This is a genomic window from Marinobacter shengliensis (genome assembly GCF_030297115.1).
Lineage (GTDB): Bacteria > Pseudomonadota > Gammaproteobacteria > Pseudomonadales > Oleiphilaceae > Marinobacter > Marinobacter shengliensis.
This window is the reverse complement of sequence record NZ_AP028062.1, coordinates 1249468-1261297: the sequence shown is the minus strand read 5'-3', so window position 1 is coordinate 1261297 and position 11830 is coordinate 1249468. Positions and strand designations below refer to the sequence as shown.

The following is an 11830-nucleotide window of genomic DNA, read 5'->3' as shown; positions in this document are numbered from 1 at the left end:
GCCCGCTCCTCCGAAGATTGAGGGGCCAGACTAACCGCAAACCTATATACTTGAAATTCATCCTGCTAATAGTACATTAATTATACTTATGATTGATTACAAGCTGCTGGAAGCACTAGCAACCGTGGTTGAATGCGGCGGATTTGAGCGTGCCGGGGATACCCTGGGGCTCACTCAGTCCGCAGTTTCCCAGCGCATTCGTACACTGGAGATCAGACTGGGCCAACCGGTGTTGGTTCGCAGTCCCACCCTCGCGCCAACCCCCGCCGGCCGGCGGCTGCTCAATCACGTTCAACAGGTACAACTACTCGAAAGAGACCTGGCCAGAACTTTGCCAGCTTTGACCGAACGAGCCAGCCGATTACGCATTGCGCTGAACGCGGACAGTCTGGCGACCTGGTGGGCCCATGTCATCGGCGAAGTATGCATTGAAGACGAATTGCTGCTGGATCTCGTGATTGAAGATCAGGATATTGGCCTGCGGCGGATGCGGGAGGGCGATGTTGCAGCCTGCCTTTGCAGCAGCCCACAACCCCTTGCCGGCGCTCGATGCGTTGCGCTGGGCACAATGCATTATCTCCCCCTGGCAACGCCCGACTATGTCCGCCGCTATTTTCCGGACGGCATCAATCCTCAAAGCCTGAAACAAGCCCCGGCAATTGTCTTCGGGCCAGATGACCTGCTCCAACACCGCTTTCTTGCGCAATGTGGATACGATGGCGCCTTTCCCCACCATCTGTGTCCCTCATCGGAGGGTTTCGTGAAGCTCGCCTGCGCGGGGCTGGGATACGGCATGATCCCGGAGATACAGGCAACCCGGGAGCTGAAATCTGGAGAGCTGGTCAGTCTCGCCCTGGGACAATCACTGGAGGTGCCACTCTACTGGCATTTCTGGCGCCATAGCGGAGAAGCTCTGGAACGCCTGACTCAGGCACTTACCAACAACCGATTACTTGAGAAAAGTCCTCACACGCAGGTCAGGCCCTGACACCAAACCAGTGCGGATACCTCAGCAGGCAGTATATCGCCAACATGTCATAAACCGCATGCCACACCATGACCAGCTCAAGACTGCCGCTGAGCTGGTAGGCGGCACCCAGCACCAGGCCCAGGCCCGTAGCGACCAGAAAGTAGGTGAATGACACATAGTGTACAAGGCCGAACAGCACAGACGCCGCCAGTACCGCCGTCCAGGGCCCGGTGTATTGCAGCAACCAGCCCTGAACCGCGCCCCGGAACAGGAGTTCTTCACCAACGCCGGCGAGCACAGCCAATGCCAATAACACCGGCCAGCGGTAACCGGACACAAAATCATAGAGCGCTTGCATCTGGCTGCTGAGGTCATCGGGAAACAACCAGGAGTTCTGGGTCAGCAACAGCAGCGAAAGATAGGTAACAGCAGCACCAATCACGCCAAACAAAACCGCCTCGGCAAGGCTCAAGCCGCCAGACAGTATCGGAATACCGAACAGCCAGATGGCCAGAAGGCCAACCACACCAATGCCGCCCTGAAACAAAAGGGCGGCAGATGTTGAGATTGAAGAGCTCCGGCGGTCAGGCATGGATCAGTTAGAGAACAGATCCTTGACCGGGAACAGGTCATCGTAAACGGGCGCCTGTTTCTGGGCCTTTGCCTGAAAGGATTTCATCATGTCGGTGGGGCGGAACATGCCAGACTGCCAGGTAGCCATGTACTTGAGGCTGTCTTCCACACTGTGATCACGGCTGAAGTTAATCATCTCCTTGCAACCGGTTACCGCCAGGGGCGAATTGGCCGCAATCTGCGCTGCAATGGCCATGACGCCCTCCAGCATCGCTTCCTGGGATTCGTATACCGTGTTTACGAAACCAAGACGATGAGCTTCCTCTGCCCCGAACTTACGCCCAGTGTAGGCCAGTTCCCGCACCACGCCCTCGGGCATCAGCTTGGGCAGGCGCTGCAGGGTGCCCACATCGGCGGTCATGCCCAGCTCGGTTTCCTTGATGGTGAAATAGGCATCCGCGGTGCAGTAACGGCTGTCGGCCGCACACACCAGATCCAGGGCACCGCCAATGCAGCCGCCATGAACCGCTGCCAATACCGGGAGCCGCACTCTTTCCAGGGATGTGAGGGTATCCTGCAGCTGCAGCACCACCCGGCGAAGGTTCTCCGCCATCCGGCCCGGATCACCGCTCATGGGCACGGATTTGGGATCGGAGAATACGCCCAGGTCCATACCGGCGGAAAAGTGTTTGCCGGTGGAGGAAATCACAATCACCCGGGCATCGGTATTGGCTTCGATGTCCTGCACACAGCGGGGCAGTTCCAGCCAGAACGCCTTGTTCATGGTGTTCAGGGCTTCCGGGCGGCTGAACTGCACGTGGGCAATCTGGTCTTTCACTTCGATGTTAAAGCTTTCGTAGTTGGCTAGCTCAGACAAGGTGTGACTCCTTTGATTCTGTCGTTCTTGGATTGTGTTAGTACTGGCTGACAAACAGGGCAGCTGCCAGTGCCAGGCTGAGGAACGCCACGATCAGGTTGATGGTCATTCCCCAGCGGGCGTTATAGCCATTGGGAAATTCTTCCGGGCTCAGGGTTTTCAACACCGCTGCAAACTGGCGGGTGGCGTAAAAGGCTGTTGCGGCACCCAGCAGAATGAACAGCATCCCCAACCAATACATGGCCACCAGGTTCATGCTGTTGCCCGTCTCCGGTGCCAATGCCGCCAGCAGCAAACCCGCCCGCTCTACCAGAAAGCCGAAGGCTGTCAGCCCAAGGCTGGTGCGGTTCCAGGCCAACAGAGTGCGCTCTGCGGCGAACAGTACCCGGGGGTCTTTCAGGTCAGACATGGTGCGGCACGTATCCTCTAGGCAAAAGGTTTCGTATCATTAGGGGGCACATTACCGCGAAACGAGGCACGATGGAATTTACTTTCCTGGGCACATCCGCCGGAACACCAACCCGGTCACGCAATGTCACCGGACTGGCCCTGAGCCGCTCCGGCCCCAAACCCTGGTACCTGATCGACTGCGGTGAGGGTACCCAGCACCAACTGATGCGCACCCGGTATTCGGTGATGCAGCTACGTGCCATTTTCATCACTCACATCCATGGCGACCATATTTTCGGCCTGCCCGGTCTGCTCACCAGTGCCTCCATGCTCGGCCGCACAGAACCGCTGGATATCATTGCCCCGCCACAGGTCCGCCGCTTTATTGATGCGGTGATTGAAAACAGTGATTCGAGCCTGAGCTACCCGCTGAACTTCATCAACTCCGAGGCGTTGGATTTCTACTGGCAGGATGACCGTATGGGCGTTACCAACGTGGCGCTCTCCCACCGGGTAGCCTGCCGGGCCTATGTTTTTACCGAAAGAAATCTGGAGCGGCAGTTAAAGCAGGAGAAACTGGCGGCGGACGGCATAGAGGCTGGCCCGGCCTGGGGCGATCTGCAAAAGGGCAACGACGTGTTGCTGGATGACGGCCGGTTACTGAGGAGCGACGACTACACGCACATACCCAGAACCGCCCGGCGCATCATTGTGGGTGGCGATAACGACACACCGGAGCTTCTGAAAGAGGCCAGCCAAGGCACTCATGTACTCATCCACGAAGCCACGTATACACAGGACGTGGCCGACCGGGTTGGCCCCTGGCCCCAACACAGCTCAGCCCAACAGGTAGCCCGATTCGCCCAGAGCGTGAAACTGCCTAACCTGGTGCTGACTCATTTCAGCTCACGCTACCAGTCGGTACCTGGCGGCACGCCCCATATTAATCAATTGGCAGCGGAGGCGTTACAGCACTACAGAGGCCACCTGTTCCTGGCCAAAGATTTCGATACCTATCGTTTGGACAAAGACCTGACGCTGAACAAGCTCGATGACCACTGATTACCCGTTGTACCCGGGCGGCATCACCACCCATTCCGGGTCTTCAAATTCACCCAAAGGCCGGATCTCCACAAACGGCGCCGCGCTTTTGATGATGTCCATAATCCGGGGGTCCTTGGTTGCGTCCATGGCATCCCGGTCTGCCTTGCTGTCCCAGCTGGCGATGGCAATCAGCTTGTTCGGCTCACCGATCTTCCGGTGCAATTCAGTGCCCCGCGCCCCCGGCGCCTGCTGAATCAGCTCGCTGGCTCTTACCCAGGCATCTGCATAATCCTCCGCCGTGTGGCCGTCCTTCACGGTGACTTCAAAAATATACTTCATAAAGCTGCCTCTGATTTGCCGACCTGTCGTTTCATGGTCCAGACTTGAAGACATAAGTTCAAATTCTGAGCAATGGAGACTGAACCATGTACAAAAAAATACTCGTACCTGTGGATCTTTCTCACATGGACAAGATTCCCAAAACCCTGAGCACCGCCATCGACATGGCAAAGCACTATCAGGCAAGCCTGTGCTACGTGACGGTCACCAATAGCACGCCCGGCGCCGCCGCCCACAACCCGAAAGAGCTTGCCGAGAAACTTGCCGGGTTTGCCCATGAGCAAGGCCAAGCCCACGGCATAAAAACGGACGCCAAGGTACTTGAGTCTGTCGATACGGCCGTGGAACTGGATTCCAAGTTACTTGGCGCCATCAAAGATACTGGCGCAGACCTTGTTGTGATGGCATCGCACACGCCCGGACTGGGAGATAAGCTGCACCTGCTGCGTTCTAACGCCGCTGAGATCGTAAAACACAGCGACATTTCGGTTTTCGTGGTTCGCTGATCGTTGAGGTAGACTGGCCAGACACGCCTGGGGAAGTTGTTGATGTCTGCGCCTGTCATTTTTGCTGTCTTTGCCACCACTCTGCTTGCCGGGTCGTTGTTTTACCTGTTTTTCTATCGCACCTGGCGGCGAAAGCGGGAACTGCAGCAGCCCTTCCCCAAGCCCTGGCGCAGCTGTCTGAAAAAGCAGCTCCCCGCCTACAAACGGCTATCACCCCAGCAAAGAAAACGGCTTGAGCGCCTGGTGCAGCTGTTTGTCTCAGAGAAGGACTATTACGGCTGCGATGGCTTTGAGGTAGACGACAGAGTACGCGTGACCATCGCTGGCCACGCCTGCCTGCTGATTCTGGAACGGCCGTTTTCAGACTACGACGAGGTGCAGAGTATTCTGGTGTATCCGGACGTCTACCGGGCTCAGGGCACTGAGAGCGACGGCCTGGTGGTAAGCCACAGTGACCAGGTCCGCGCCGGCGAAGCTTCCTCCCGTGGCCAGGTGGTACTGGCCTGGAGCGAGTGCGAAAACGCCATCGCCGAGCCACACAGCCCCCATAATGTGATCCTTCACGAATTCGCCCACCAGCTGGACTACCTGGACGGCACCGCCGATGGCGCACCACCACTGTATGGCGAGCAGGCCCGGAACTGGCAGGAAACCATGACCAAGGCCTGGGACCACCTGCAACATCGGCTGGCACACCACCACAAGCCCTGGCTTGACCCTTACGGAGCCACTGAACCCGCTGAGTTCTTTGCGGTACTGACGGAAACTTTCTTTCAACAACCGGAACATCTGCTTGAAGCCCAACCAGACGTCTACAAAGCCCTGTGCGGCTATTATCGGCTGGACCCGAGAGACTTCAGCCGCCAACGCCCTTAACAGCCATCACCCTTTACACCAAGCCGGTCCAGGTACAGGTGCAACTCCTGCTCGCTGATGTTCACGTATTCCAGCACTCGGCCGTAGAGCATCACCGTAGGCACATTGCGGCCACCCAGCTCCTTCTGGGTTTCACTGAGGACGTAAAGTATCGTCCTTTCGGTTTTTGTGAGACCATCCCGCGCATCGGGGATTACCTCGTCTATTCCGCGTAAACTGCTCATATTTCTGAATCCGGTAAGCTGCCCATGGAAATCAAAGTCAATTATCTCGACAACCTGAGGCTTGAGGCCAAATTCGACGATTTCACCGTCGTCTCAGACCAGCCCGTCCGCTACAAGGGCGATGGCTCGGCACCCGGCCCCTTTGATTATTTCCTGGCCTCGTCCGCCATGTGCGCAGCCTACTTTGTAAAGGTTTACTGCAACGCCCGGGATATTCCCACAGATAACATCCGCCTGTCGCAAAACAACATTGTAGACCCGGAAAACCGCTACAAGCAGATTTTCAAGATTCAGGTGGAGCTGCCGGAAGACATTTCCGACAAGGACCGCCAGGGCATCATCCGCTCCATCGACCGCTGCACGGTCAAAAAGGTGGTGCAAACCGGTCCGGACTTCCAGATTGAAGTGGTCGAAAACCTGGACGAAGACGCCCAGGCACTGCTTACGGTGAAGCCGGAAGGCGAGGCGAATACTTACATCGAAGGCAAAGACCTGCCCCTGGAAACCACCATTGCCAATATGAGCGGCATATTGGCAGACCTGGGCATGAAAATCGAAATTGCCTCCTGGCGCAACATTGTGCCTCACGTGTGGTCCCTGCACGTGCGCGATACCGCCGCCCACATGTGTTTTACCAACGGCAAGGGCGCCACCAAGGAGGCCGCCCTGTGCTCGGCCCTGGGTGAGTTTATTGAGCGGCTGAACTGCAACTTCTTCTACAACGACCAGTACTTCGGCCAAGACATCGCCAACAGCGAGTTCGTGCATTACCCGAACGAGAAATGGTTCCAGCCCGGCCCGGACGGCGAGCTGCCCGAGGGCATCCTGGACGATTACTGCCTGGAGATCTTCAACCCGGATGGCGAACTGCTCGGTACCCACCTGTTCGACACCAACTCCGGCACACCGGAGCGGGGTATCTGCAGCATTCCCTACGTGCGCCAGTCGGATGGGGAAACCGTATACTTCCCCTCCAACCTGATCGAGAACCTGTACCTGAGCAACGGCATGAGTGCCGGTAACACCCTGCAGGAAGCCCAGGTACAGTGCCTGTCGGAAATCTTCGAGCGGGCGGTGAAGAAAGAGATCATCGAAAACGAAATCGCCCTGCCGGACGTGCCCGAGAGTGTGCTGGCCAAGTACCCGGAGATCGTTGAGGGCATCAAAGCCCTGGAAGAACAGGGCTTCCCGGTACTGGTGAAAGATGCCTCACTGGGTGGTCAGTTCCCGGTGATGTGCGTGACCCTGATGAACCCAAAAACCGGCGGCGTCTTTGCCTCCTTCGGTGCGCACCCCAGCTTCCACGTGGCACTGGAACGCAGCCTGACCGAACTGCTGCAGGGCCGCAGCTTTGAAGGCCTGAACGACCTGCCCGCGCCTACGTTCAACTCCATGGCGGTAACTGAGCCCAACAACTACGTTGAGCACTTTATCGATTCCAGCGGCGTGGTGTCCTGGCGCTTCTTCAGTGCCAAATCCGACTACGATTTTGTGGAGTGGGATTTCTCCGGCACCAACGAAGAAGAAGCCGCCACCCTGTTCGGCATCCTCGCGGACATGGGTAAGGAATGTTACATGGCGGTATTCGAAGACCTGGGCGCTCCGGTGTGCCGCATTCTGGTGCCGGGCTACTCCGAGGTGTATCCGGTGGAAGACCTGGTGTGGGACAACACCAACATGGCGCTGGCATTCCGGGAAGACATCCTGAACCTGCACCGTTTGGATGAAGACGAACTGACCGATCTGGTGCAGCGCCTGGAAGAGGCTGAGCTGGACGTGTACATGACCATCGTCACCCTCACCGGCATCGAGTTTGATGAGAACACCGTGTGGGGCCAGCTGACCATTCTGGAACTGAAACTGCTGATCTACCTGGCGTTGGGCGAACTGGAAGAGGCCCAGGAGCTGGTGGATATGTTCCTGCAGTTCAATGACAACACCGTCGAACGGGGCCTGTTCTATCAGGCCATGAACGCGGCGCTCGAAGCCACGTTGAACGAAGAACTGGAGCTGGACGACTACCTCTACAACTTCCGCCGTATGTTTGGTGACGAGGTGATGGACGCCGTGGTCGGCTCCATTAACGGCACGGTGCGCTTCTATGGCCTGGAGGAAACCGGCATGGACCTGCGCGGCCTGGACCGGCACCTGAAGATGATCGAGAGCTACAAGAAGCTGCATGCGGCCAGGGCCCGCAAAGCCGGGCTCTGACCACAGGCGGTGCCAGCAGGCACCGCTACTCCAGCACCACCGTTTCAAAGCCGCCGTAGATCAGTCGCTTGCCATCAAACGGCATAGGGTTCACATCCGGCTGCAGGCGCGGATCGTCCATGATTCTGGGCATGGCTTTGTCCCTCACTGCGCGGGACGGCCATTCAATCCATGAGAACACGACCGTTTCCTCGGGCTGACACTTCACAGCCATGGGAAACGACGTGACCTTGCCATCTGGCACGTCATCCCCCCAACACTCCACCATCTTGGTAGCGCCGTATTCCTTGAACACCGCGGCGGCATCGCTGGCGTGCTGGATGTACTTCTGTTTGTTTGCGGTTGGCACGGCGGCCACAAATCCATCGATATAACTCATGACTTTTCTCCTGATTCAGTCTTTCGGTGGCAGCTCCCGTACCGGCCGCACTTCAATGCTGCCGAAGCGTGCCGGTGGAATCCGGCTGGCCAGGTGCAGGGCTTCGTTCAGGTCTCTGGCTTCCAGCAGGTAAAACCCGGCCAACTGCTCTTTCGTTTCGGCAAACGGGCCGTCGGATATCAACACCTCACCATTGCGAACCTGCACGGTGGTGGCCGTGTCGGTTGGCTGCAGAGGTTGGCCGGTGACGTAATTTCCCTGTTCGGTCAGCCGCTCTACTCCGGCCACACACTCCTGGTTCAGGTCATGCCACTGCTGATCGGTCATGGCGTTGATAATGCTCTCCTGGTAATACACCAGAGCAACGTATTTCATGGATTACCCTCCTTCTGCCAGTGGGGCAGGATCTGGTTTGAACTGGGTTCGCCCGCTTTGCGCGATAAACGTCTCCTGCGGGGGGTGTTCTACTGTTTAGTCGAGCCAACACCCCGGAAATCGACAGGTCGGGAATATTTTTTCAAACACCGCCAGAAAGGGATTGAAGCCGTCGCTTCAGAAAACGGCGCTCCGGCCCCTGAGTCGCAAGCTCCAAGGCACGCTGGTAGGCAACGATCGCAGATTCGAAATCACCGGCTCTGCGCAACAGGTCGGCACGGGCCGCATGGAACAGGTGGTAGGTCAGGATTTCCTTGTTGCCCAGCAAGCCATCCAGGAGCGCCAGTCCGGCTTCCGGCTCATCCCGCATGGCAACGGCCACAGCGTGGTTAAGTGCTATTACCGGCGATGGGTGTTGGCGATACAGGGCATCGTATAACCGGGCAATTCGCCGCCAATCCGTGTCTTCCGCCCGGCGAGCCTGGGCGTGCACCGCCGCTATGGATGCCTGCAGGGTATACGGAGAGGCCGGCGTTCTCGCCAGTGCCTGCTCCAGCCACTTCAGCCCGAGTTCGATCTGCTTCTGGTCCCACCTTGAACGGTCCTGATCCTCGAGCGTAATCAGATCGCCCTGCTCGTCCTCACGGGCGCTTCGGCGGGAATCGTGCAGTAGCATCAGTGACAACAGGCCGAACACTTCACCCTCGGGAAGCAATTTTGCCAGCACCTCAGCCAGCCGAATGGCCTCGCCCGACAGGCTCACATCCACCAGCGCATCCCCATCGCTCCGGGAATAGCCCTCGTTAAACACCAGGTAAATGACCCGAAGCACCCCGGGCAAGCGCTCGGCAAGCTGCCTCGGTTCCGGCACCTCGTAGGGAATCCCCGCCTCACGGATCTTCTTCTTGGCTCGTACAATCCGCTGGGCCAGGGTGGCCGGCTTTTGCAGAAGGGCGCTGGCTACCTGCTCTGTGGTCAGGCCGCACATTTCCCGGAGGGTTAGCGCAACTCGTGCATCCAACGATAACGCCGGGTGGCAACAGATAAACAGCAACCGAAGCTGGTCGTCTTCGATACCCTCTGGAGCGGCAGCTTCAGAGTTTTCTTCGTCTACCGCCATCAGATGCGAATAGCGCCTGGCGGTCTGACCCCGGCGGATATGATCAATGCCCTTGTGATGGCCGGCCCGGATCAGCCAGGCAACCGGATTATCCGGATGCCCTTCTTCAGGCCACTGGCGCACAGCAGCGGCAAACGCCTCCTGCATGGCTTCCTCGGCCAGTTCAAAGTCACCTAACAAACGAATAAGGGTAGCCAGCACCTGCCGGGAATGCTGATGGTATAGTTGGCCGATTGCCGGATAGTCTGATGACATTGATTGCACACTGCCGTCCATTGCCTTGAGCGAAGGAAACACCACACATCATTTGATAGCATGGCACATAGATTTTTCCATGCAGGAAGCATTAACAAATGGCAACGCGAATCACCCTACATTACTGCACCGGCTGTAACTGGATGCTGAGATCCACCTGGATGGCCCAGGAACTCCTCACCACCTTTGACGGCATGGTCGACGAACTTACCCTGAAACCCGGCACCGGCGGCATCTTCGAAGTCTGGGTAAACGACACCCGTATCTGGTCCCGCAAGGAACAGGGAGGTTTCCCGGACATCAAACAATTGAAGCAATTGGTGCGGGATCAGATAGCGCCGGAGCACTCCCTTGGGCATTCAGACAAACCGGCGTAATTCAGGCCAGGGAGGTTAACGGTGGAGCTTCTTGGGAACCCACCACAGGAAAAAAGCCATCCCGAAAAGCTCCACCAGGGATTGAAACACCACCACAACGACGGCCAGCTCATACGAGGCGGGTAATGACAGCGCCAGTGGGAGGACGACAAACGAATTCCGGCTGCCAAAGCTGAACGCCAACACCCTGCCCTGCTTGACCGGTAACCGCGCAACCCTGGCGACGACCACCGACAACATCCCGGCAGCCAGCAAGAATGCGGCAAAGAGCAGCAATAGCCAGGGAAGAATTCCAACCGACGCCAAGACCAGATTCACTTGCGCGGCTGCAATACAGAAGACCACCAGGGCCAACAACGGTACCGGCAGCCAACCAAGAGCTATCACAACAGATTGCCGGTTTTTGCTCCGCGCCACCCAGGTTTCCGTCAGATAAGCCGCAATCAAGGGCGCGACTATCAACCCGACGAATGCCAGTATCAACTCCTGCTGGGCCACACTGGCGGTGATCTCTGTGCCCAGGAACAACCACACGTAAAATGGCAACAGCAGCAGCTGGAACAAAAGGCTAATGGGCGTGAACGCAATGGCACTTCTGGTGTCACCGCCCCCCAGATGGGTAAAGGTGATAAACCAGTCAGTACAGGGCACCAACAAGACCAGCAACAGACCCAACTGGACAGCTGGAATAGCCGGGCCAAGCGCCATTAATCCCCAGACGATGCACGGTAGCAAAAGAAAGTTGCCAATCACCGCCGCGAACATATATCGAGGCGCTGCAAACGCATCCCGCAGGCGCACCAGAGGCACCTGGGTAAAAGTCGCGTAGAGCAAAGAGCCCAGTAGAGGCCAAAGAATCCATTCCAGACGCCCACCAAGGTCGGGCATCCACACTCCCACCAAAAGGCCCAGGCAGATAGCCATCAGATAGATAAAGACCTGATACTCTTCCATCACTTCACGGGCCAACAGTAAAGCCTCCTGGTTCAACAGTCACGATCAGTGCAACACTCATGTGCGCTACCAGAAACAACAACATTAAGGATCTCACCATGCCCCGCATCGCCTTCCTGTTACTGAGCGTCCTCCTGATTTCCGCCTGCAGCCCTTCCGGCACCGACAGGCCGCCGGCATCCGGAACCCTGACACCCGAAGCGCTTGACCGCCATGGCGAAGAATTCCGGGAAGACGTGATTGAAGTCACCGACGGCGTTTACGTTGCCGTTGGCTTCGGCATCGCCAATTCCATCATGATCGAAGGCGATGATGCCGTCACGATTGTCGACACCATGGAATCCCTGGAAGCGGCGTAAC

Annotated in this window: 16 protein-coding genes; 7 read left to right on the top strand and 9 right to left on the bottom strand. The window is 57.5% G+C overall.

The genetic code is table 11. From position 1 onward, the window contains the following. Positions 1-88: 88 nt before the first annotated feature. A complete protein-coding gene (locus tag QUE75_RS05845; protein WP_286254291.1) occupies positions 89-988 on the top strand; it encodes a LysR family transcriptional regulator ArgP in 900 nt (299 codons plus the stop codon). On the opposite strand, the gene QUE75_RS05840 is transcribed toward QUE75_RS05845, so the two are convergent. From QUE75_RS05840 to QUE75_RS05830, 3 genes are all read right to left on the bottom strand, one after another. Continuing rightward, entirely contained in the window at positions 978-1496 is a 519-nt protein-coding gene (locus tag QUE75_RS05840) for a CPBP family intramembrane glutamic endopeptidase (protein WP_244178159.1), read from the bottom strand. The two genes, QUE75_RS05845 and QUE75_RS05840, sit on opposite strands and share 11 nt — an antisense overlap. 69 nt (positions 1497-1565) lie before the next feature. Further along, on the bottom strand, positions 1566-2420 hold the full coding sequence (locus tag QUE75_RS05835) for a crotonase/enoyl-CoA hydratase family protein (RefSeq protein ID WP_061333335.1): 855 nt from the start codon (positions 2418-2420) through the stop codon (positions 1566-1568). A gap of 37 nt (positions 2421-2457) precedes the next feature. Then, a complete protein-coding gene (locus QUE75_RS05830; protein ID WP_058090609.1) occupies positions 2458-2829 on the bottom strand; it encodes a YidH family protein in 372 nt (123 codons plus the stop codon). 71 nt (positions 2830-2900) lie between these two features. Between QUE75_RS05830 and QUE75_RS05825 the strand changes: the two genes are divergently transcribed. Then, a complete protein-coding gene (locus QUE75_RS05825; RefSeq protein WP_286254283.1) occupies positions 2901-3872 on the top strand; it encodes a ribonuclease Z in 972 nt (323 codons plus the stop codon). On the opposite strand, the gene QUE75_RS05820 is transcribed toward QUE75_RS05825, so the two are convergent. Beyond that, positions 3873-4193 (bottom strand): antibiotic biosynthesis monooxygenase family protein, encoded by a 321-nt coding sequence (locus QUE75_RS05820; protein ID WP_286254281.1) that lies wholly within the window; start codon positions 4191-4193, stop codon positions 3873-3875. Positions 4194-4279: 86 nt separating this feature from the next. Here QUE75_RS05820 and QUE75_RS05815 point away from each other — a divergent pair, with 86 nt between their 5' ends. Together QUE75_RS05815 and QUE75_RS05810 are read left to right on the top strand one after the other, a co-directional pair. Next, positions 4280-4699, top strand: a complete 420-nt coding sequence (locus QUE75_RS05815; RefSeq protein ID WP_286254280.1) for a universal stress protein — start codon at positions 4280-4282, stop codon at positions 4697-4699. A 42-nt stretch (positions 4700-4741) separates the two neighbouring features. Beyond that, positions 4742-5575, top strand: a complete 834-nt coding sequence (locus tag QUE75_RS05810) for a M90 family metallopeptidase (protein ID WP_286254278.1) — start codon at positions 4742-4744, stop codon at positions 5573-5575. Here QUE75_RS05810 and QUE75_RS05805 read toward each other — a convergent pair. After that, positions 5572-5799, bottom strand: a complete 228-nt coding sequence (locus QUE75_RS05805; protein WP_199008221.1) for a hypothetical protein — start codon at positions 5797-5799, stop codon at positions 5572-5574. The genes QUE75_RS05810 and QUE75_RS05805 overlap by 4 nt on opposite strands. A gap of 24 nt (positions 5800-5823) precedes the next feature. Here QUE75_RS05805 and QUE75_RS05800 point away from each other — a divergent pair, with 24 nt between their 5' ends. Next, complete coding sequence (locus QUE75_RS05800; RefSeq protein ID WP_061333340.1) at positions 5824-8010, top strand: OsmC domain/YcaO domain-containing protein; 2187 nt, start codon at positions 5824-5826, stop codon at positions 8008-8010. 25 nt (positions 8011-8035) lie between these two features. On the opposite strand, the gene QUE75_RS05795 is transcribed toward QUE75_RS05800, so the two are convergent. The 3 genes from QUE75_RS05795 to QUE75_RS05785 form a co-directional block, all read right to left on the bottom strand. Next, positions 8036-8389 carry a DUF1428 domain-containing protein gene (locus QUE75_RS05795; protein WP_106693610.1) on the bottom strand — a complete coding sequence of 118 codons (354 nt, stop codon included), beginning with the start codon at positions 8387-8389 and terminating at the stop codon, positions 8036-8038. Positions 8390-8404: 15 nt separating this feature from the next. Further along, the gene (locus tag QUE75_RS05790; RefSeq protein WP_061333342.1) at positions 8405-8764 is read right to left on the bottom strand and encodes a YciI family protein; all 360 of its coding nucleotides are present in this window, start codon (positions 8762-8764) and stop codon (positions 8405-8407) included. A gap of 142 nt (positions 8765-8906) precedes the next feature. Next, positions 8907-10139, bottom strand: coding sequence for an RNA polymerase sigma factor (locus QUE75_RS05785; RefSeq protein WP_106693651.1), 1233 nt, complete (start codon positions 10137-10139; stop codon positions 8907-8909). Between the two features lie 98 nt (positions 10140-10237). Between QUE75_RS05785 and QUE75_RS05780 the strand changes: the two genes are divergently transcribed. Further along, positions 10238-10516, top strand: coding sequence for a SelT/SelW/SelH family protein (locus tag QUE75_RS05780; RefSeq protein WP_106693606.1), 279 nt, complete (start codon positions 10238-10240; stop codon positions 10514-10516). Positions 10517-10531: 15 nt separating this feature from the next. Here QUE75_RS05780 and QUE75_RS05775 read toward each other — a convergent pair whose 3' ends face one another. Beyond that, complete coding sequence (locus QUE75_RS05775; protein WP_286254266.1) at positions 10532-11485, bottom strand: arsenic resistance protein; 954 nt, start codon at positions 11483-11485, stop codon at positions 10532-10534. A gap of 83 nt (positions 11486-11568) precedes the next feature. On the opposite strand from QUE75_RS05775, the gene QUE75_RS05770 reads away from it, so the two are divergent. After that, positions 11569-11829 carry a hypothetical protein gene (locus QUE75_RS05770; RefSeq protein ID WP_286254264.1) on the top strand — a complete coding sequence of 87 codons (261 nt, stop codon included), beginning with the start codon at positions 11569-11571 and terminating at the stop codon, positions 11827-11829. The last annotated feature ends 1 nt before the right edge of the window (position 11830 follow it).